The sequence below is a fragment of the Pseudomonas monteilii NBRC 103158 = DSM 14164 genome, from assembly GCF_000730605.1.
Classification (GTDB): Bacteria; Pseudomonadota; Gammaproteobacteria; order Pseudomonadales; family Pseudomonadaceae; genus Aquipseudomonas; species Aquipseudomonas monteilii.
Genome location: NZ_BBIS01000019.1, coordinates 39,560 through 59,476, shown reverse-complemented (window position 1 = coordinate 59,476; position 19,917 = coordinate 39,560). Strand labels below are relative to the sequence as shown.

The 19,917-nt window shown below is 64.4% G+C and carries 18 protein-coding genes; 14 read left to right on the top strand and 4 right to left on the bottom strand.

Annotated features, from left to right (window positions below; translation table 11 throughout):
• Positions 1-7: 7 nt before the first annotated feature.
• From fabA to PM2_RS11670, 4 genes are all read right to left on the bottom strand, one after another.
• Entirely contained in the window at positions 8-523 is a 516-nt protein-coding gene (gene fabA, locus PM2_RS11685) for a 3-hydroxyacyl-[acyl-carrier-protein] dehydratase FabA (protein WP_003251509.1), read from the bottom strand.
• A gap of 207 nt (positions 524-730) precedes the next feature.
• Complete coding sequence (locus PM2_RS11680; RefSeq protein WP_028699002.1) at positions 731-2,662, bottom strand: ATP-binding protein; 1,932 nt, start codon at positions 2,660-2,662, stop codon at positions 731-733.
• Positions 2,659-3,549: an ABC transporter substrate-binding protein gene (locus PM2_RS11675; RefSeq protein ID WP_019099701.1), complete on the bottom strand. Its 891-nt coding sequence runs from the start codon at positions 3,547-3,549 to the stop codon at positions 2,659-2,661. The genes PM2_RS11680 and PM2_RS11675 overlap by 4 nt, the downstream gene beginning before the upstream one ends.
• Positions 3,549-5,696: a TonB-dependent receptor plug domain-containing protein gene (locus PM2_RS11670; RefSeq protein ID WP_016711633.1), complete on the bottom strand. Its 2,148-nt coding sequence runs from the start codon at positions 5,694-5,696 to the stop codon at positions 3,549-3,551. Before PM2_RS11670 ends, PM2_RS11675 begins: the two co-directional genes overlap by 1 nt.
• Before the next feature lie 139 nt (positions 5,697-5,835).
• Here PM2_RS11670 and PM2_RS11665 point away from each other — a divergent pair, with 139 nt between their 5' ends.
• The 14 genes from PM2_RS11665 to PM2_RS11600 all read left to right on the top strand — a co-directional run bounded on the left by PM2_RS11665 (position 5,836) and on the right by PM2_RS11600 (position 19,906).
• Complete coding sequence (locus tag PM2_RS11665; protein ID WP_019099703.1) at positions 5,836-6,861, top strand: NAD(P)H-dependent glycerol-3-phosphate dehydrogenase; 1,026 nt, start codon at positions 5,836-5,838, stop codon at positions 6,859-6,861.
• Positions 6,862-6,897: 36 nt separating this feature from the next.
• Positions 6,898-7,245: a DUF4389 domain-containing protein gene (locus PM2_RS11660; RefSeq protein WP_016711631.1), complete on the top strand. Its 348-nt coding sequence runs from the start codon at positions 6,898-6,900 to the stop codon at positions 7,243-7,245.
• A complete protein-coding gene (sixA, locus tag PM2_RS11655) occupies positions 7,242-7,700 on the top strand; it encodes a phosphohistidine phosphatase SixA (RefSeq protein ID WP_016711630.1) in 459 nt (152 codons plus the stop codon). Before PM2_RS11660 ends, sixA begins: the two co-directional genes overlap by 4 nt.
• A 97-nt stretch (positions 7,701-7,797) precedes the next feature.
• Positions 7,798-8,184, top strand: coding sequence for a hypothetical protein (locus PM2_RS11650; protein ID WP_016711629.1), 387 nt, complete (start codon positions 7,798-7,800; stop codon positions 8,182-8,184).
• Between the two features lie 93 nt (positions 8,185-8,277).
• Positions 8,278-9,066 (top strand): alpha/beta fold hydrolase, encoded by a 789-nt coding sequence (locus tag PM2_RS11645; protein WP_016711628.1) that lies wholly within the window; start codon positions 8,278-8,280, stop codon positions 9,064-9,066.
• Positions 9,063-9,917 (top strand): alpha/beta hydrolase, encoded by an 855-nt coding sequence (locus tag PM2_RS11640; protein ID WP_016711627.1) that lies wholly within the window; start codon positions 9,063-9,065, stop codon positions 9,915-9,917. The genes PM2_RS11645 and PM2_RS11640 overlap by 4 nt, the downstream gene beginning before the upstream one ends.
• Before the next feature lie 109 nt (positions 9,918-10,026).
• Complete coding sequence (locus PM2_RS11635; protein WP_016711626.1) at positions 10,027-10,821, top strand: DUF4892 domain-containing protein; 795 nt, start codon at positions 10,027-10,029, stop codon at positions 10,819-10,821.
• A 12-nt stretch (positions 10,822-10,833) separates the two neighbouring features.
• On the top strand, positions 10,834-11,886 hold the full coding sequence (locus PM2_RS11630) for an AI-2E family transporter (RefSeq protein ID WP_019099708.1): 1,053 nt from the start codon (positions 10,834-10,836) through the stop codon (positions 11,884-11,886).
• 176 nt (positions 11,887-12,062) lie between these two features.
• Positions 12,063-12,152: a K(+)-transporting ATPase subunit F gene (gene kdpF, locus PM2_RS11625; protein ID WP_003251485.1), complete on the top strand. Its 90-nt coding sequence runs from the start codon at positions 12,063-12,065 to the stop codon at positions 12,150-12,152.
• Between the two features lie 9 nt (positions 12,153-12,161).
• Positions 12,162-13,856, top strand: coding sequence for a potassium-transporting ATPase subunit KdpA (kdpA, locus tag PM2_RS11620; RefSeq protein ID WP_016711624.1), 1,695 nt, complete (start codon positions 12,162-12,164; stop codon positions 13,854-13,856).
• 9 nt (positions 13,857-13,865) lie between these two features.
• A complete protein-coding gene (gene kdpB / locus PM2_RS11615) occupies positions 13,866-15,920 on the top strand; it encodes a potassium-transporting ATPase subunit KdpB (RefSeq protein WP_016711623.1) in 2,055 nt (684 codons plus the stop codon).
• Between the two features lie 10 nt (positions 15,921-15,930).
• Complete coding sequence (gene kdpC / locus PM2_RS11610; RefSeq protein WP_028699004.1) at positions 15,931-16,482, top strand: potassium-transporting ATPase subunit KdpC; 552 nt, start codon at positions 15,931-15,933, stop codon at positions 16,480-16,482.
• A 77-nt stretch (positions 16,483-16,559) separates the two neighbouring features.
• Positions 16,560-19,214: a DUF4118 domain-containing protein gene (locus tag PM2_RS11605; RefSeq protein WP_016711621.1), complete on the top strand. Its 2,655-nt coding sequence runs from the start codon at positions 16,560-16,562 to the stop codon at positions 19,212-19,214.
• The gene (locus PM2_RS11600; RefSeq protein WP_028699005.1) at positions 19,211-19,906 is read left to right on the top strand and encodes a response regulator; all 696 of its coding nucleotides are present in this window, start codon (positions 19,211-19,213) and stop codon (positions 19,904-19,906) included. The genes PM2_RS11605 and PM2_RS11600 overlap by 4 nt, the downstream gene beginning before the upstream one ends.
• Positions 19,907-19,917 lie beyond the last annotated feature (11 nt).

Here is a 19,917-nt window from a genome sequence, read left to right as displayed (position 1 = left end):
ATAACCCTTAGAAATTGTCAGTGGAGGTGAACACGCCGACCCGCAGGCCTTCGGCAGTGTAGATCTCGCGGCCGTCGACGCTGACCGAGCCATCGGCGATGGCCATGTTCAGCTTGCCCTTCAGGACGCGCTTGATGTGAATGTTGTACGTGACTTTCTTGGCTTCAGGCAGTACCTGACCAAAGAACTTCACCTCGCCCGAACCCAGGGCGCGGCCTCGGCCCGGCAGGCCCTGCCAGCCGAGGAAGAAGCCCACCAGCTGCCACATGGCGTCGAGGCCCAGGCAGCCCGGCATGACCGGGTCGCCTTCGAAATGGCAGGCGAAGAACCACAGGTCCGGGTTGATATCCAGCTCGGCGACCAATTCACCTTTGCCGTACTTGCCGCCTTCTTCGCTGATATGGGTGATGCGATCGACCATCAGCATGTTCGGCGCGGGCAGTTGCGCATTACCTGGGCCGAACAGCTCACCGCGACTGCAGCGCAGCAGGTCTTCCCGAGTAAAGGCGTGTTGTTTGGTCATGCGAGCTCCTCAATAACCCCCTGTGGCAGGGGATGAACCTTCCCGGCCGGCCCGATACGCAACGCGTTCGGGGCGGCAGCCTACAGGTAGACTATTGCGTTGTGGTGAAAGTCACAGCGCACCTGGTGAAAGAAGTACAGGTGTGCACTGAAACGTCTATTTTCAGGTCCGATGAAGGTCCTGTCCAGTGTTTAAGACTGCCGCACTTTAGCATTTATCGCCAGTCGCGGTTGTCCGACCGGGTAACCAGCGTTGCAGCACCCGTTGCAGCTCGGTGCGGCGCAAGGGTTTGCTCAGGTAGTCGTCCATGCCGGCAGCCATGCAACGCTCCCGATCGCCCTGCAAGGCGTTGGCGGTCAAGGCGATGATCGGTAGCCCGGCGCCGTTGGGCAACTGCCGGATGCGCCGGGTGGCTTCATAGCCGTCCAGGTGCGGCAGGCGGCAATCCATCAGCACGGCGGCAAAGCGTTGTCGGCCGACCAGGTCGACCGCCTTCAGGCCATCCTCGGCGGTGCAGACGGCCATCCCCAGGCTGCGCAACATGGCCTCGATGACACTCTGGTTGACCGGATTGTCCTCAACCAGCAGTACCTGGTCATTGTCGGTGACCGGCGTTGGCGCAGCTAATGGTGGCGCGAGCGGGACGGGGGCAGGGTTGGCAAGTGCCAGCGGCATCTCCAGGGTAAAGGTCGAACCCAGGCCTTCGCGGCTTTCACCGCGCAGCTTGCCGCCCATGCGCTCGGCCAGGGTGCGGGCGATCGACAGCCCCAACCCGGTGCCGCCATAACGGCGGGAAATCGAGCTGTCGGCCTGCTGGAAGGCGACGAACATCATTTCCAGCCGGGCACTGTCAATGCCGATGCCCGTGTCGCGTACGCTACAGGTCAGCCAGATCAATTGCCGGTCAAGCACCTGCCAGCGTGCTTCGACCTGCACCTGGCCGCGTTCGGTGAACTTCAGGGCATTGCCCACCAGGTTCAGCAGGATCTGGCGGATGCGTGTGGGGTCACCGTTCACCTGCAGCTGCTTGATACCGGCAGGCAGTTGCAGGTGCAGGCCCAGGCCGCGCTGTTGGGCGCTGTGCTGGAACGACTGGACACTGCTGGTGATCAGCTCCCCCAGGTTGAAGTCGATGTGTTCCAGTTGCAGCGCGGCGCGTTCGATGCGCGAGAAATCGAGGATGTCGTTGATGACCTTCAACAAATGCCCGGTGGACTCGCTGGCGACCGCCGTGTAATCGGCCTGTTCGGTGCTCAGCGATGTGGTCTCCAGCAGCTGCAGCATGCCCAGCACGCCATTCATCGGCGTGCGCAGCTCGTGGCTCATCATCGCCAGGAAGTCGGATTTGGCGCGGTTGGCCTGCTCGGCCTCCTCACGGGCCTGAATCAGCTCGGCAATGGCCTGCTTCTGTTCATCGCTGGCCTGTTCCAGGGCGCTGGCCAGGTTGTTGATGTGGCGTGCCAGGTGGCCCAGTTCGCTGTCATCGACCACCGGCAAGGGGGTGTTGTACTGACCTTGCTGAATAGCCTTTACCGCATGGCCCATGTCGCTGATAGGCTTGGCCAGACTCAGGGCCAGGCGGCGCGCCAGCAAAAAGGTGAACAGCAGCGCGAACAGCGCCAGGATGCCGGCTTTGATCACGATTTCCTGCTGGCGCTGGCTGAAGGCGTCATCGGACATGCCAACGATGACCCGCCCCAGGTAGTCGTCACCGATGGCGGGGGTGGTGGCTTTGCCTTGTTGCAGGAAGTCGTTGTCCAGGCGGATTTGCTGCAGGCGGATGGGGGCCTGGAACACTTCAACCTGTTGCGCGCGGTTGGCGCTTTCGTCGGACTGCTCGACGTACACCAGAATGTGGTTGCGGCTGTCCTGCACTTCCAGAAAGCGTACGTGCGGGATGCTGAGGGTGGCACGCATCAGCCCTTCGAGTACTTCGTTGTTGCCCGAAATCACCCCGTACTCTGATGCCGGTGCCAGCTGATTGGCGATCAGTTGCCCGGTGTGATTGAGCTCCTGGCGCAAGTCCTGGATGCGCACGAAGGTAAAGAAGCTGATCAACAGCAAGGTCAGCAGCAAGGCAGGGCCCAGGCTGATGATCTGGGTGCGGGTGTGGATATCCCAGCTCAGGCGCTTGCTCATGGGGTGGGTTCTCCTGCGGCCAGGGCTTTGGCAGCGGCGTTCGGATCGATCGGTTCAAGGCCCAGGGCGCGGGCCACCTGCTGGTTGCCACTGACGCCGTAGCGCGCCGGGTACAGGCTGCGTGGCCAGCGCGCTGGCGGCTGGTCGAGCAACTGGTCGAGCTCCGCCAGCCAGTCGTCCTGATCGCTGTAGGTGCTGGCCAGGGCGCCGGCCCGCACAAACCCGGCGTTCGGGCCGATCAGTGCCATTTGCCGGCCATAGCTGCTCAGCAGCAGGTTTTTCGCCGTCTTGGAGTTGTACAGGTTGGGGTCGTCCAGGCCCAGCAGCACATCGCTGTTGCCTAGCAGGTGCTGCAGCGGCCGGCTGTCCCGTGGGTCGGACCAGTCCTGGGCAATGATCTCCAGGCCCATTGGGCGGGCAGCATGGCGCAGCTCATCGAGCAAGAAACTGCTGTGTTCACCGTACAGCACGCCAATGCGCTGGGCCTGCGGCAACAAGTAGCGCGTCAGGCGCAATTGCCGGCCCAGCGGCGCGTCGCTCCACAACAAGGTGAGGAACGCAGGGCGCGACTTTCCCAGGCGCTGTTCAGCCTGTACCCGGCTGACCCGCATGGCCAGGGCTGGTGGGCCGGCGTTTTCACCCAGACGCCATTCCAGCGCGGCGCTGTCGAGCAGAATCAGGCGCTGGTCCGCTTTGAGCTTGCTCGGGCGCGGCAGCTCGGCAGTGGTCAGAAAATGCACATGGTCATGCGGTCGACGGCTTTCCAGCGCCGCGACAAAACTGCGGATGCCGGGTTGATCCTCAGCCCCCACCAGCAGGATTTCACTGGCTGACAATGGCCCAAGTGGCCACAGGCACAGCAGCAACAGGCGCAGCAACACGGCCATCAGAACTCCAGCTCCGCGCTGACGCTCAGGCGGTGGCGGCTGTCGTAGCGGTTCTGGATTGCCGTAGTGGGCTCATCGTCCAGGCGCTGCTGCCACAGCGCCGCCAGCTCCAGGTTGCTGCCATGCACCCGAAAACGCTTGGCCAGGCGTAGGTCCAGGCGCTCGTAGCGGTACTGGTTGAGTGCATCGTCGCCGTAGTAGAACAGCGCGCTCGACCAGCCAGCCCCCCACTCGCGCATCCATCCGGCCGAGCCGCTGTTGTGGGCGCTGAGGCGGCGGTCGTCGGGGTTGCTGGCCCAGGCATCGACGTAGGCGTAGGTCAGGCGCAGGCGATCGCGCAGGGTGGGGCGCCAGTCCAGTTGTGCTTCGCTGCCACTGAAACGGGCCTTGTTGGCGTTGCTGGCGATGTACTGGTTGTTCTTCAAGGGCTCGCTGATCATTCCCGTGATCTCGTCGTAGAACAGCTTTACATCCATGCTCAGGTCGATGTCGCTGAAGTAGCCGTTGTAGCCGAGCTCGCGCGAGCGCATGCGTTCCTGTTCGAGGTCGCCGGGGCCACGGGTCTTGACGAAATACTCGCCGTTTTGCAAGCCAAATGCATTGGGGGTGAGGTTCTTGACCGTGTAGCTCCAGTTGACGTTGTTCTCGAACATGTCGGGCGAGCGTACGGCCTCGGAGTACACGGCGCGCAGGCCATGGCGCGGGGTAATCAGGTAGTTGACCGCCACGCGCGGGGTCAGCGAGCTGCCAGACAGGCGGGAGTCTTCGAACATGGCCCCTCCCTGCAGGATCCAGTGTTCGTCGGCGCGCCATTCCAGCTGGCCGAACAGGCGCCAGGTCTGGTCGTCGAGGCTGCCGTTGAAGTAAGTCTGCGAGTCGGCCCGGTCATAGCGGTAGTTCATGCCGCTGAGCAGGCGCAGGCTGTCGGTCAGGCTCAGGGTGTCCTGGATTTCCAGGTCGTAGCGGGTTTCGCGGGTGCTCTGGTCGACGTCGCCGCAGACCACATTACTACCACCCTGTTTGTTCCATTGATCCTTGATGGCTTCGACCAGGGCCTGCTCTTGTGGGTTGTTGCTGGATGGTGGGTTGTTGGCGCCGCGCGCTACCAGCTCGGCGAAATTTGGGTTCATCTGCCAAAGCTGGGTCAGTTCGGGGCTGAATGACAGCGCCGCATCGCAGGCACGCCAGACCTGCTGACGGTCGAAGTGCTGCGCCGAGCCCTGAACATACAGGCTGTGCTCAGGGTTGAAGTCGATGCTCCAGCGCACCGAGCCCGCGTAGTCCTTGGCATTGACGTCAGCGTTGTCACCTTGCTGGGTGACATAGGGGAAGACCGGCTTATAGGTATAAGGCCGCTGGTTGCTGCCTTCCTTCGCCGCCAGTTGCCACTCCAGGGTCTGGTCCACTGCCAGGCTGTGGCTGGCGCTGAGGTTGAAGCGGGTAAGCCGGCGGCTGTCGCGGTAATCCTGGCCAAACTGGTTTTCATCGAAACCATCGTCCTGCTGGCCGGACAGCGACAGGCGCATGTCGCCGCCGTCCCAGCCAAAGCCGTGGCTGGCATAGAAGTCGTTGATGCCATCCTGGCCGCGGGTCATCTTCAGCCGCGTGCCATGGCTGTCGGCAGGGTTGCGGGTGAGGATGTTGACCACCGCCATCAGCGCGTTGGCGCCGTAGCTGACGGTGTTCGGGCCGCGGAACACTTCGATGCGCTCGATATCCTCCATGGCCAGAGGGATGTCGCTCCAGTCCACGGTGGCCAGGCCCGCGCGGTACACCGAGCGGCCATCGATCAGTACCTGCATGCGGCGTGCATCGTTGACGTTGCTGCCGTGGTAGTTGACCGTGGGTTGGTTACCGGCACCGTAGCCAATCATCATGCCCGGCACCAAGCGCAGCAATTCGGGGATGTCGCGGGCGCCACTGGCACGGATCAGCTCGCTGTCGAGCACGGTCATGCTACCCGGGACTGCCGCCGGGGATTGTTTCAGGCGTGTGGCAGTCAGAACCTGGGGCAGGTCGGTGTTGTCGATGAACAGGTCGTCGGCCACAGCCGGGCTGCCGAGCAGAGCGGTCAGTATGAGCAGGCGCGGGTACGGGGGCGTGCCAGGGAACACAGGGCGGCCTTGTATCAGGATTGAAACAGGCATGGTAACTGACCGTGGCGCATTTGCCAGTGACCTGCATGAGCGAGCCTGTCCCTTTCGCGGGAACAGAGACTGGTTCTGTAGCAGGCGAGCCGTATAATGGCGGGGTCGCCACTTAATTTTTGGCTTTAACGGATTGGATATGACTGAACAGCAACCTGTTGCAGTTCTGGGAGGCGGCAGCTTTGGCACCGCCGTGGCGAACCTGCTGGCGGAAAACGGTGTGCCGGTGCGTCAATGGATGCGCGACCCGGCGCAAGCCGAGGCCATGCGCGTCAATCGAGAGAATCCGCGCTACCTCAAGGGTATCCGTCTGCATGATGGCGTCGAGCCGGTCAATGACCTGCTGGCGACCCTGCAGGCCAGCGAGCTGATCTTCGTTGCCCTGCCGTCGAGCGCCTTGCGCAGCGTGCTGGCGCCACATGCCGAGCTGCTGCGCGGCAAGGGCCTGGTCAGCCTGACCAAGGGCATCGAAGCGCAAAGCTTCAAGCTGATGAGCCAGATCCTTGAAGAAATTGCCCCCGAAGCGCGTATCGGCGTGTTATCGGGCCCTAACCTTGCCCGCGAAATCGCCGAGCACGCGCTGACTGCAACGGTGGTCGCCAGCGAGGACGAAAAACTCTGCAAGCAGGTGCAGGCTGTGCTGCATGGGCGCACGTTCCGTGTCTATGCCAGCGCTGACCGCTTTGGTGTCGAGCTGGGTGGCGCGTTGAAAAACGTCTACGCCATCATCGCCGGCATGGCCGTTGCGCTGGGCATGGGCGAGAACACCAAGAGCATGCTGATTACCCGTGCCTTGGCCGAAATGACTCGCTTTGCCGTCAGTCAGGGGGCCAACCCCATGACCTTCCTCGGCCTGGCCGGTGTCGGTGACCTGATCGTCACCTGTTCCTCGCCCAAGAGCCGCAACTATCAGGTGGGTTACGCGCTGGGCCAGGGTCATAGCCTGGAAGAGGCGGTCAACCGCCTGGGCGAAGTGGCCGAAGGCGTCAATACCATCAAGGTGCTCAAGGCCAAAGCCCAGGAAGTGCAGGTCTACATGCCACTGGTGGCGGGCCTGCATGCCATCCTGTTCGAAGGCCGCACGCTGAACCAGGTGATCGAGCACCTGATGCGCGCCGAACCCAAGACCGATGTCGATTTCATTTCCATCAGCGGTTTCAACTGAGCCTTTGGCGGCTCTGACACGAGCAAGGAGCGACACATGAACGATACGCCCGAACGCGCCCAGCGCGAGTCGATCATCCTGCGGGTGCTGTGGATGCTGGTGTTCCTGGTGGTCTGGCAGCTGGCCGAACTGTTGTTGGGTGGGCTGGTGCTGGTGCAGCTGATCTACCGTCTGGTGTACGGCGCACCCAGCGCCAGCCTGATGAACTTCGGCGACAGCCTGAGCCAGTTCCTGGCGCAGATCGGCCGCTTTGGCAGCTTCCACAGCGACCAGAAGCCATGGCCGTTCTCTGACTGGCCTGCGCCGCGTGCGCCGGAAGGTGAAGCAGCGCATGCCGTGGCGCCGGCCCCACACCCGGTGCGTGACGAGGAACCCAAGCTGTGAAGCTGTGGGTACTGCGCCACGGTGAAGCGGAGCCACGGGCCAACACGGATGCCGAACGCCGTTTGACTGCCCATGGCCGCGAGCAGGTGCTGCACAGCGCTGCTCGCCTGCTCGGGCAGCCGTTGCAGGCAATTATTGCCAGCCCCTACGTGCGCGCCCAGCAAACGGCGGCGCTGGTGCATGACACACTGGGCTTCGGCGAGCCGGTGCGTACCGTGCCCTGGCTGACCCCTGAAAGTGACGTGCAGCAGGTGATCGGTGAAATCGAGCGACTGGGTCTGGAGCATGTACTGCTGGTCAGCCACCAGCCGTTGGTGGGGACCTTGGTCGGGGCGCTGGAGCATGGCCATCAGCAGCATCCCGCAGCCATGAGCACCGCCAGCCTGGCGGAACTGGAAGGGGATTGGCCGCTGGCTGGGCTGATGACCCTCAAAGGGATCAGTTATCCGCCTTGAAACCCTGAAACCGGTAAGGCAACTGGCATTTTTGTCAGTTGCCGCAGTGAGTGGCCCCTTGCTAGCGTGCCTGAAAGCAAAAGGCATGGAGCAGCGAATGAAGGGTGAGAGGGGGGCGTTGCTGAGCGCCGTGGATTTGCAACCTACCTTGGACATGGTTGAGCAAGGTGTCGCTCTGGACTTCGCCCGATACAGCCTGCTACGCGATTCGGCCGATGCCAAGCTCTATGGCCTGATGAAAACAGTCAACGCCAGCAGCGTGCTGAATGCTGCTGATAGAGAGAACAGTCTGCAGGACTTTCTTATCCTTCAAGATACCTGCCAGCGGGTGTCTCATTTGCTGCAAACCAGTTGCCTGGCTCTGCGTCGCCTTCAGCTTGATTATAAGGACCAGCGCCTGGCCCGCGAAGCACTGGAAAGCCAGTTGGCCTACATGCAAGCCTGCCTGCGCCGTTCACTGGCCAGTTTCGACCGGTCTGCGTGACCTGATAGCCCTCGCCGATGACCTTTCCGGACGTTGCCGAACGGCGCGCCGATGCCGACAATGAGCCATCATCCTCCGTCCGGACCAGGCGCCATGCCGCAGCAGATCTTCTTCGCCCATGCCAACGGTTTCCCCTCGGCCACGTACGGCAAGCTGTTCGCTGCCCTGGCGCCGGACTACCAGGTGCAGCACCTGGCCCAGCATGGGCACGATCCACGCTTTCCGGTGAATGACAACTGGCAGAGCCTGGTCGATGAACTGTTGCACCACCTGGCGCAACAGGACCAGCCGGTCTGGGGTGTCGGCCACTCGCTGGGTGGCGTATTGCACCTGCATGCTGCCTTGCGCTGCCCCGAGTACTACCGTGGCGTGGTGATGCTCGACTCGCCAGTACTCACCCGCGCCGATCAATGGCTGCTGCGCACCGCCAAGCGCTTTGGCTTCATCGACCGTATCACCCCGGCCGGGCGGACGTTGGGGCGCCGCGAAACGTTCAATGACCGCGACAGCGCCCGGGACTATTTCGCCGCCAAGTCACTGTTCCGCCATTTCGATCCCGACTGCCTCGACGCCTATGTCGAACACGGCTTGCAGGCGGCAGAGCAGGGCCTGCAGCTACGCTTCGACCCGGCTACCGAAATCAGCATCTACCGCAGCATCCCGCATACCAGCCCGGCGCCCGCGCGGCAGTTGCAGGTGCCGCTGGCCATGGTGCGCGGCGACCGTAGCAATGTCATTCGCCGCCACCACACCCTGGCCGTACGGGGCATGCCCCAGGGTGAATATCACAGCGTGCCGGGCGGGCACATGTTCCCGCTAGAGCGCCCCGCAGACACCGCCAGCCTGATCAAGGGCCTGTTCGACCGCTGGAGTCAGGCATGAGCGCACACGTCGAAGAAATCCGCCTGAACCTGGGCCATATCGAGCTGGCCGCGCACCTGTTCGGCCCCGAGGACGGGCTGCCGGTGATTGCCCTACACGGCTGGCTGGACAACGCCAACAGCTTCGCCCGCCTGGCGCCACAACTCAAAGGCCTGCGCATCGTCGCCCTGGACCTGGCCGGGCACGGTTACTCCGAACACCGCCCGCCTGGCGCCGGTTATGCCTTGGCCGACTATGCCCATGATGTGCTGCGGGTGGCTGAGCAGCTCGGTTGGCAGCGTTTTGCACTGTTGGGGCATTCACTTGGGGCAATCATTTCGGTGCAGCTGGCTGGCGCCTTGCCCGACCGGGTCAGCCATCTGGCGTTGATCGACGGCGTCATCCCGCCAACCGGTGCCGAGCAGGATGCAGGCGAACGTTTGGGGATGGCACTGCAGGCCCAGCTGCGGCTGGACGGTAAGCGCAAGTCGGTGTACGCCACGCTGGAGGAAGGTGTGCATGCCCGGATGAAAGGCATGGTCGCGGTCAGCCGCGAGGCCGCCGAACTGCTGGCCCAGCGCGGCCTCATGCCGGTGCCGGGCGGTTACAGCTGGCGCAGTGACAGCCGCCTGACCTTGCCATCGCCACTACGCCTGAGCGAAGCCCAGGCCATGGCCTATGTGCGCAGGGTGGATTGCCCGGCGCAGCTAGTGGTTGCCGCCGATGGCATGCTGGTGCGCCACACCGCGTTGCTGGAGCAGCTACCCTTTGAGCAGGTGACGCTTCCCGGTGGCCATCACCTGCACCTGAACGATGAGCAGGGCGCGGCCCTTGTCGCAGACTGTTTCAATCGCTTCTTTGGCTTTGCTTGACTTGCACCGGACAACTGTCGAGGCTTGGCGGGTTGAACAGGGAGACAACCATGCAACTGCCAGACATCCTGGAGCTTCATTTCGGCGCAGGGCGCCGCCTGGGTCGCCAATGAGCGCGCCTGTTGCCATCCGTAATGCCGTAGCCGCCTGCCTGGTGTTCGCCAGCCCCGTGTTGTGGGCCGGCAGCCTGCCGGTGCCGGTGGACGCCAAGGTCGTCGACCAGCGTCCGGCCGTGGAGCAGGAACGCGTCTACCCGATGGGCCCGCTGCGCAAGATCAGCGGCCGCCTGCGGGTCGAAGACAAGGTCGAAAGCCGTGGTCAGGTCAGCTCGGTCACCTACGAACTGCCGGTCGAACGCACCGCCCGCGAAGCCTTCACCACTGCCCGTGAAGAACTGCAGCGCTACGGTGGTTACCCGTTGTTCTGGTGCCAAGGCCGCGATTGCGGCGAAGCCAGCCTGTGGGCCAACGATGTGTTTGCCAATGCCCGCCTGAACGGTGGTGACGAACAGCAGGCCTTCATCTTGCTGCGTCGCTCGGCGGAAGAGGCCGACACCCTGGTCGCGCTGTACAGCGTTACCCGGGGCAACCGCCGCGCCTACCTGCATGTGGAAGAGTTCGTCGCCGGCAACCCGTTGGGCGAACTGCTGCCGACCGCCGCCACGGTGCTGCGCGAAATGCGCGACACCGGCAAGCTCGACTATCCTGACCTGGCTGCGCCGCAAGACACCTGGGTGAATTTGCTGGCCCGCAGCCTGAACCTGGACAGCACCCTGCGTGCCAGCCTCAGTGGCGCTCAGGCCGAAGCTTGGCGCGAGGCGCTGGTCAAGGCAGGGGTGCGCAATGGCCGCCTTGAAGTCGGCAGCGCGCCCACCGACGGCCTGCACCTTGAACTGATCCGTTGAACGAGCGCCGGCATGGTTAACAATGATCGCCTGCTGGTTCAGATTCTGCTGTTGGCGTTGCTGGGGGCCGGCCTGTGGGTGATGGCACCGTTCATCTCGGCGTTGCTGTGGGGGGCCATCCTGGCTTTTGCCAGCTGGCCGTTGATGCGCTTGCTCACGCGTGTGCTGGGCGGGCGCGAAACCTTGGCGGCCAGCCTGTTGACCACCGCCTGGATCCTGATTGTGGCATTGCCGCTGGTGTGGCTGGGGTTCAACCTGGCCGATCATATTCGCGATGCCACGGCGTTCGTGCGCGACGTGCAGGTGGACGGTTTGCCCGATGCACCGGCCTGGTTGGGGGGCATACCGTTCGTTGGTGAGCGCCTGGTCAGCTGGTGGCAGTCGCTCGACCAGCAGGGGGCGGCATTGCTGGCGTCGGTCAAGCCCTACTTCGGGCAGGTGGGCAACTGGTTGCTGGCGCGCAGTGCGCAGATCGGCAGCGGTGTGCTGGAACTGACCCTTAGCCTGGTGTTCGTGTTCTTTTTCTACCGTGACGGCCCTCGCTTGTCGGCGTTCGTATTGCGCTTGCTGCACCGCCTGATGGGTGATCGCGGCGAGTACTACCTGGAACTGGTGGCGGCCACCGTTCAGCGGGTGGTGAACGGGGTGATTGGCACAGCGGCTGCGCAGGCTGTGCTCGCACTGATCGGCTTCCTGATTGCCGGCGTGCCGGGTGCCATCGTGCTGGGCCTGGTGACCTTCATGCTCAGCCTGATCCCCATGGGCCCACCACTGGCCTGGATCCCGGCCACGGCCTGGTTGGTGTGGAAGGGCGAGTACGGCATGGCGGTGTTCCTGGGCATCTGGGGCACCTTTGTCATCAGCGGTGTGGACAACGTGCTCAAACCGTACCTGATCAGCCGTGGCGGTAACCTGCCACTGGTGATCGTGCTGTTGGGAGTGTTCGGTGGATTGCTTGCCTTTGGCTTCATTGGCCTGTTCATCGGGCCGACCTTGCTCGCGGTCGGGTACAGCCTGCTGCTGGACTGGAGCCGAAACGCTGCGCAGCAACCTCCCCAGCAGTAAGCCTGTATCGGCCTCTTCGCGGGCTTGCCCGCGAAGAGGCCAGTAAAGACAACCCACAAAGCTGATTTTTACGCTTTCTTTATACCCACCCACACCCCCCGATCTCGCCTCTTTACGCCCCTCCCTCAGACAATTTCCCCATAGCGGCACAAGCCGCACCACGGGGAGAACCACTCATGAACATGCTCGACGGGCTGTCACTGCTGCTGGCAGTGGCCTTGGCGTTTTATCTGCTGGTGGCGCTGCTGCGCGCCGATCGCAGCTAGGGAGCGGCCATGCACAGTTACGATTTCGCCTTGCTGCTGGCGTTCTTTGCCATCGTGCTGCTACCGGCACCCTGGCTCGGGCGGTTCTACTACAGGGTCATGGAAGGCCAGCGCACCTGGCTGTCGCCGCTGCTGAGCCCGGTCGAGCAGGCCTGCTACCGGCTAGCGGGCGTGAACGCCAGCCAGGAGCAGAACTGGCGGCAATACACCCTGGCACTACTGGCCTTCAACCTGGCCGGATTCCTGCTGCTGTTCGCCGTGTTGCTGTTGCAGGGCTATCTGCCGCTCAACCCGCAGCATTTGCCAGGCCAGGAGTGGTCGTTGGCGTTCAACACAGCGGTCAGCTTCGTCACCAACACCAACTGGCAGGCCTACAGTGGTGAGGCATCGGTCAGCTACCTCAGCCAGATGCTTGGCCTGACCGTACAGAACTTTGTCAGTGCCGCCACCGGCCTGGCCGTGCTGGTCGCGTTGTGTCGCGGCATTGCCCGGCGCAGTGCAACGACGCTGGGCAATTTCTGGGTCGACATGACCCGCGCCACCCTCTATGTCTTGCTGCCGCTGTGCCTGCTGCTGGCGCTGCTGCTGGTGTCGCAGGGCGTGCCGCAGACATTTGCCGACTACGCCCATGCGCTGACCCTGCAAGGGGCTGATCAGACCATACCGCTGGGGCCGGCCGCCAGCCAGATCGCCATCAAGCAACTGGGTACCAACGGCGGTGGCTTCTTCGGTGTCAACTCGGCGCACCCGTTCGAAAACCCCACGGCCTGGAGCAACCTGTTCGAGGTGGCGTCGATTATCCTCATTCCGGTGGCGCTGGTGTTCACGTTCGGCCACTACGTGAAGGACCTGCGTCAGAGCCGCGCGATCCTCGCCTGCATGCTTGCCCTGTTCCTGATTGGCGGCAGCACCGCGTTGTGGTCCGAGTACCAGCCCAACCCGGCGCTGGAAAGCACCCAGGTGCAACAGGCGGCCCCCATGGAAGGCAAGGAAAGCCGTTTTGGCACCACCGGTTCGGTGTTGTGGACGGTCACCACCACTGCAGCCTCCAACGGCTCGGTCAACGCCATGCACGATAGCCTCAACCCGCTGACCAGCATGGTGGCGATGGTCAACATGATGGTGGGCGAGGTGATTTTCGGCGGCGTCGGCGCCGGGCTGTACGGGATGCTGTTGTTCGTGTTGATCGCGGTGTTCCTGGCCGGGCTGATGATTGGCCGCACCCCGGAATACCTGGGCAAGAAGCTGCAAGCCCGTGAGGTGCAGTTGCTGGTGGCAACCCTGCTGGTGATGCCGGTCGGCGTGCTGGTGCTGGGCGCTATCGCCGCCAGCCTGCCTGGCCCGGCGGGTGCGGTCAGCAACCCGGGGGCGCACGGTTTCAGCCAGTTGCTGTACGCCTACACCTCGGGCACGGCCAACAATGGCTCGGCCTTCGCCGGCTTCGGTGCCAACACGGTGTACCACAACCTGATGATCGGCCTGGCCATGCTCATCGGCCGCTTCGGCTACATCCTGCCGATCCTGGCCTTAGCTGGCAGCCTGGCAGCGAAGAAAAGCGCACCGCAGGGGCAGAACAGCTTCCCCACCCACGGCCCGCTGTTCACCGGCCTGCTGCTGGTGACCATCCTGCTGGTGGGTGGCCTTACCTTCCTGCCGACCCTGGCCTTGGGGCCAATCGCCGAACACCTGAGCTTGGGTTTCTGAGGACTGACCATGAACATGCCCATTCCTGAAGTTAAAGCGCGGCACACCGCCAAGGACCAGACTCGCTTCGCCGCGTTGTGGCGCCCGGCGCTGGTGCAGGCGTTCGTCAAGCTCGACCCGCGCCAGCTCAAACGTTCGCCGGTGATGCTGGTGGTGGCCCTGACCGCGGTGCTGACCACTGTGCTGTGCTTCGCTCCCGGCAGTGGCGTGAGCACCGGGGTTGCCGTGCAAATCGCCCTGTGGCTGTGGTTTACCGTGCTGTTCGCCAACTTTGCCGAGGCGCTGGCCGAAGGCCGTGGCAAGGCCCGCGCCGACAGCCTCAAGGCCGGTAGCCAAGGCTTGACCGCACAGCGTCGCAAGCGTGATGGCAGCTACGAAACCATTGCAGCCAGCGCATTGCGCAAAGATGACGTAGTGCGCGTAGTCGCGGGCGAAATGATCCCCGGCGACGGCGAGGTGCTGGAAGGTATCGCGGCGGTCAACGAGGCCGCCATTACCGGTGAGTCTGCCCCCGTGATCCGTGAATCCGGCGGCGACCGCTCGGCCGTGACCGGCAATACCCGGCTGGTCTCCGACTGGCTGTTGATCCGTATCACCAGCAACCCGGGCGAATCGACCCTCGACCGCATGATTGCCTTGGTCGAAGGCGCCAAGCGCCAGAAAACGCCGAACGAGATTGCCCTCGACATCCTGCTGATCGGCCTGACGCTGATCTTCCTGATCGTGGTGGTGACCTTGCAGCCGTTCGCCCATTTCGCGGGTGGCAGCCTGCCGCTGATTTTCCTGGCCGCGCTGCTGGTGACGCTGATCCCTACCACCATCGGCGGCCTGCTGTCGGCCATCGGCATCGCCGGCATGGACCGTCTGGTGCGCTTGAACGTCATCGCCCGTTCCGGCCGGGCGGTGGAAGCAGCCGGTGATGTGCATACGCTGATGCTCGACAAGACCGGCACCATCACCTTTGGCAACCGCCGCTGCAGCGCGCTGCATGCTGCACCGGGCATCACCGCCAAGGAATTGGGGGAGGGGGCGCTGCTGGCCTCGCTGGCCGATGACACCGCCGAAGGCAAGTCGATTGTCGAGTACCTGCGCCAACTGCACGACTTTATCGAACCGGCTGCCGGGCAGTTCGAGGCCGTGGCGTTCAGTGCCGAAACACGTCTGTCGGGTATCGACTTCCAGCAGCACCGCTACCGCAAGGGCGCCGTCGATGCGGTGCTGGCGTTCGTCGGCATGCAACGGCTGGAAATGCCCCCGGCGCTGGCCCGCGAAGTGGAGCGCATCGCCCAAAGTGGCGGCACACCGCTGCTGGTGTGCATCGACAAGCGCCTGCTTGGCGTGATCCACCTCAAGGACGTGGTCAAGCCGGGTATCCGCGAGCGCTTCGCCGAGTTGCGCAAACTGGGCATTCGCACGGTGATGGTGACCGGCGACAACCCGCTGACCGCCGCCGCCATCGCAGCCGAAGCGGGGGTGGATGACGTACTGGCCGAGGCCACCCCTGAGAAGAAACTGGCGCGTATCCGCCAGGAGCAGAACGACGGCCGCCTGGTGGCCATGTGCGGCGACGGTGCCAACGACGCCCCGGCACTGGCGCAGGCCGATGTGGGCATGGCCATGAACGACGGCACCCAGGCCGCGCGCGAGGCGGCCAACATGGTCGACCTGGACAGCGACCCGACCAAGCTGCTGGACGTGGTACAGGTCGGCAAGGAACTGCTGGTCACCCGTGGCGCACTGACCACGTTCTCCATTGCCAACGATGTGGCCAAGTACTTCGCCATCCTGCCGGCGCTGTTCGCTGCCATCTATCCACAGCTGGGCGTGCTCAACCTGATGCACCTGGCCAGCCCGCAGAGCGCGATCCTGTCGGCCATCGTGTTCAACGCGCTGATCATCATCGCGCTGATCCCGCTGGCGCTGCGTGGCGTGCGGGTGCAGGCGGCCAGTGCGGCGCATCTGTTGCGGCGCAACCTGCTGATCTACGGGCTGGGCGGCATTGTGGTGCCGTTTGCCGGGATCAAGCTGATCGACCTGCTGCTCAATGCCCTGAACCTGGTCTGAGGAGGCCGCCATGAATGCTTATGTACGCCCGGCGTTGAGCCTGGCTCTGTTGATGACGCTGGTGACTGGCGCGCTGTATCCGCTGGCGGTCACGGGCATTGCCCAGGTCGCTTTCCCGGAACAGGCCAATGGCAGCCTGGTGCTCGATGACCAGGGGCAGGTGCGTGGCTCGGCGCTGATCGCCCAGGCGTTCAAGGGTGATGGCTGGTTCCATGCGCGGCCTTCGGCGGGTGCCTATGCCACCGTGGCCAGCGGTGCCAGCAACCTGTCGCCGAGTAACCCGGCGCTGGCCGAGCGGGTCAAGGGGGACGCCGCAACGCTGTACCAGGCGCCGCAGGGCCCGGTACCGCAGGCTTTGCTGACCACCTCGGGCAGCGGTCTTGACCCGCACCTGCCGCCAGAGGCTGTGGCTTACCAGATTCCGCGCGTGGCAGCAGCGCGGCAACTGCCGGAGGAGCGCTTGCAAGCCTTGGTGGAAGAGGCCACCCTCCACCCATTGATCGGCCCGCCGGTGGTCAATGTGCTGGCGCTGAACCAGGCACTTGAGCATTTGAACCACTGATGTTGGGGCCGCTCTGCGGCCCTTCGCGGGCAAAGTAGGCCCTTTGGTCGACCGTCACAGATTCTGAAGGATGAAACATGAGTGACTCCGCCCGCGCAGACGCGCTGCTGGCTAACCTCCCTCGCACAGGCCGGGGCCGGCTCAAGGTCTTCCTCGGCGCCGCCCCCGGCGTCGGCAAAACCTTTGCCATGCTCCAGGCCGCCCACGCCCTGCAACGCCAGGGCGTTCAGGTGCTTGCGGGGGTTGTCGAAACCCACGGCCGCGCCGAAACCGAGGCGTTGCTCGCCGGCCTGCCGCAGCAACCCCTGCTGCGCAGCCAGTACCGCGGCGTCACGCTTGAAGAAATGGACCTCGACGGCCTGCTCAAGGTCGCGCCAACACTGGCCCTGGTCGACGAACTGGCCCACACCAATGCCCCCGGCAGCCGGCACGCCAAGCGCTGGCAGGACGTGCAGGAATTGCTGGCCGCCGGCATCGACGTGTACACCACGGTCAACGTCCAGCACCTGGAAAGCCTCAACGACAAGGTGCGCGACATTACCGGCGTGCTCGTACGCGAAACCCTGCCGGACTGGGTGTTGCAGGAAGCTTTCGAGCTGGTGCTGATCGACTTGCCGCCGCGCGAGCTGCTCGAACGCTTGCGCGAAGGCAAGGTGTACGTACCGGAGCAGGCGCGGGCCGCGATCGACGCGTACTTCTCGCAAACCAACCTAACCGCGCTGCGCGAACTGGCCATGCAGACTGCCGCCGCGCAGGTCGATGCCGACCTGGCCCATGGCTATCGTCAGCGCGGCCAGGAGGCTCCGGCATTGCGTGGCCGGTTGCTGGTGGGCGTGGATGGCGACGACCAGGCCGAGCGCCTGGTGCGTCATGCCAGCCGCGTGGCCCAGCGCCGCCACCTGCCCTGGAGCATGGTGCATGTGGACAACGGCCGCCTGCGTGACGAAACCGCTCGCCATCGCCTGCAGGCCGCGCAGCAACTGGCCGAGCGCCTGGGCGGGGAGGTGGTGCTGCTGCGTGCCGGCGAAGTGGCGCGCACGTTGATCCAGCATGCCGCCGAGCGACGGGCCAGCCTGGTGCTGGTCGGGCAGTCCCGCGACCGCCTGCGTCGGCGCCTGTTCGGTGCCGGGGTGGCTGCGCGGCTGTTGCGTGAGAGCCATGGCCTGGAAATCAACGTGCTGGACCGCGATGTGCAGCCGCAAGCGCCGCGTTCGGCGGTGCGGCGGGTGTGGGTGTGGCGGCATTACCTGCTGGCGCTAGTGGCCACCGTCATGGCAGCAGGCCTGTCCTGGGCGGTGTCGAGTGTGCTGGCGTTGCCAAACATTTCGCTGGTGTTCCTGGCAGCGGTGTTGCTGGTGGCGGTACGCAGCAGCCTGGGGCCTGCGCTGGCCTGTGCTGCGTTGTCGTTCCTGACTTACGATTTCCTGTTCATTCCGCCCAACTTCTCGTTCAGCATCCAGCGTGAAGAAGATGTGCTGACCCTGGTGTTCTTCCTGCTGATGGCCGCGCTAACCGGCAACCTGGCCGCCCGCCAGCGTCGCCAACTGCAGGCGCTGCGCGAGACCCAGGCACAGACCAGCCAGTTGCTCGACCTGTCGCGCCGGCTGACGGTGGCCACCGACCGCCAGGCCGTCTTCAATGCCGCCGGCCAGCATCTGGATGGCTGGCAGGATATGCAGGTGTGCCTGCTGGAGCGCAACGCCGAAGGCCAGCTGCAGGTGGCCAGTGGTGAAGCCCACGCCTTTAGCGAAAACGAACGCGCCGCCGCGCAATGGGCCTGGCAGCATGGCCAGGCCGCCGGCCATGGCAGTGACACCCTACCCAATGGCCGCTGGTGGTGGTGGCCGCTGGCGGTAGACGAACAACCCCTGGCCCTGCTCGGTGTACGCCCGCGTTCCGGCCAGCCGCTCAGCGACCCGCGCCGGCGCCTGCTCACCGCCCTTGGCCAGCCGCTGGCGCAGGCGTTGGCCCGCGCCCGCCTGGCCGAGCAGCTGGAGGCCGCACGCCTGCATGGCGAAACCGAGCAGTTGCGCAGTGCCTTGCTGGCGTCCGTTTCCCACGACTTGCGCACGCCGTTGACCGCCATGCGTGGCAGCATCGACAGCCTGCTGGCGTTGGGCGAGGCCATCCCGCCTGAAGACCGCCGTGAGCTGTTGGAAGGCACCCGCAACGAGGCCGAGCGCCTCGACCGCTACATCCAGAACCTGTTGGACATGACCCGCCTGGGCCACGGCGGCCTCAAGCTGGCACGCGACTGGGTGGCGCCGGGCGACATCGCTGGCAGTGCGCTCAACCGCCTGCGCGTAGTGCTTGCCCCGTTGCGTGTGCACACTGACGTGCCGGCCGAGCTGCCGCTGCTGTTCGTGCATGCAGCGCTGATCGAGCAGGCGCTGGTCAATGTGCTGGAAAACGCGGCACGGTTCTCGCCGGCCAATGGTCGGCTTGAACTCCACGTATCGGTGCAGGACATGCAGTTGCGTTTTGCCGTCCTTGACCAAGGCCCCGGCATTCCGGTGGCCGACCGCGAGAAGATCTTCGACATGTTCTATACCGCCGCCCGTGGTGACCGTGGCGGGCAGGGTACCGGCCTGGGCCTGGCCATCTGCCAGGGCATGATCGGCGCCCATGGCGGGCAGATTCTGGTAGGCGAAGGCATCGATGGCCAGGGCACCGGCATCACTCTATGCTTGCCACTGCCTCCTCAACCTGAAGCCGAAAGCGAAACCCCATGAGCCAGTCCGCCACCCTGTTGGTCATCGACGATGAACCGCAGATCCGCAAGTTCCTGCGCATCAGCCTGGCCTCCCAGGGTTACAAGGTGATCGAAGCCGCAACCGGTGAGGAAGGGCTCACTCAGGCAGCATTGGGCAAGCCGGACCTGGTGGTGCTGGACCTGGGCCTGCCGGACATGGACGGCCAGCAGGTGCTGCGTGAGCTGCGCGAGTGGAGTGCGGTGCCGGTAATGGTGTTGTCGGTGCGCGCCGGTGAGGTCCAGAAGGTGGATGCGCTGGATGGCGGGGCGAACGACTATGTGACCAAGCCCTTCGGCATCCAGGAGTTCTTGGCGCGGGTGCGTGCCCTGCTGCGCCAGGTGCCGCAGACCGGTGGTTCGGAGGTGGCGGCCAGCTTCGGGCCGTTGACCGTGGATTTTGCCTTCCGCCGGGTGACGCTGGAGGGCGTCGAGGTGGCGCTGACGCGCAAGGAGTATGCCTTGCTGGCGCTGTTGGCCGGGCATCCGGGGCGGGTGATTACCCAGCAGCAGTTGCTCAAGGACATCTGGGGGCCTACCCATGTGGAAGACACCCATTACTTGCGGATCGTGGTCGGGCATCTGCGCCAGAAGCTGGGTGATGACCCCACGGCGCCACGGTTCATCATTACCGAGGCGGGGGTAGGGTACAGGTTGGTAGCGCCGGTCGCTTGATCCGGGCATCT

Coding starts and splice junctions, on each gene's coding strand:
- fabA (WP_003251509.1), bottom strand. CDS start 523: ATGACCAAACAACACGCCTTTACTCGGGAAGACCTGCTGCGCTGCAGT.
- PM2_RS11680 (WP_028699002.1), bottom strand. CDS start 2,662: ATGAGCAAGCGCCTGAGCTGGGATATCCACACCCGCACCCAGATCATC.
- PM2_RS11675 (WP_019099701.1), bottom strand. CDS start 3,549: ATGGCCGTGTTGCTGCGCCTGTTGCTGCTGTGCCTGTGGCCACTTGGG.
- PM2_RS11670 (WP_016711633.1), bottom strand. CDS start 5,696: ATGCCTGTTTCAATCCTGATACAAGGCCGCCCTGTGTTCCCTGGCACG.
- PM2_RS11665 (WP_019099703.1), top strand. CDS start 5,836: ATGACTGAACAGCAACCTGTTGCAGTTCTGGGAGGCGGCAGCTTTGGC.
- PM2_RS11660 (WP_016711631.1), top strand. CDS start 6,898: ATGAACGATACGCCCGAACGCGCCCAGCGCGAGTCGATCATCCTGCGG.
- PM2_RS11650 (WP_016711629.1), top strand. CDS start 7,798: ATGAAGGGTGAGAGGGGGGCGTTGCTGAGCGCCGTGGATTTGCAACCT.
- PM2_RS11645 (WP_016711628.1), top strand. CDS start 8,278: ATGCCGCAGCAGATCTTCTTCGCCCATGCCAACGGTTTCCCCTCGGCC.
- PM2_RS11640 (WP_016711627.1), top strand. CDS start 9,063: ATGAGCGCACACGTCGAAGAAATCCGCCTGAACCTGGGCCATATCGAG.
- PM2_RS11635 (WP_016711626.1), top strand. CDS start 10,027: ATGAGCGCGCCTGTTGCCATCCGTAATGCCGTAGCCGCCTGCCTGGTG.
- PM2_RS11630 (WP_019099708.1), top strand. CDS start 10,834: ATGGTTAACAATGATCGCCTGCTGGTTCAGATTCTGCTGTTGGCGTTG.
- kdpF (WP_003251485.1), top strand. CDS start 12,063: ATGAACATGCTCGACGGGCTGTCACTGCTGCTGGCAGTGGCCTTGGCG.
- kdpA (WP_016711624.1), top strand. CDS start 12,162: ATGCACAGTTACGATTTCGCCTTGCTGCTGGCGTTCTTTGCCATCGTG.
- kdpB (WP_016711623.1), top strand. CDS start 13,866: ATGAACATGCCCATTCCTGAAGTTAAAGCGCGGCACACCGCCAAGGAC.
- kdpC (WP_028699004.1), top strand. CDS start 15,931: ATGAATGCTTATGTACGCCCGGCGTTGAGCCTGGCTCTGTTGATGACG.
- PM2_RS11605 (WP_016711621.1), top strand. CDS start 16,560: ATGAGTGACTCCGCCCGCGCAGACGCGCTGCTGGCTAACCTCCCTCGC.
- PM2_RS11600 (WP_028699005.1), top strand. CDS start 19,211: ATGAGCCAGTCCGCCACCCTGTTGGTCATCGACGATGAACCGCAGATC.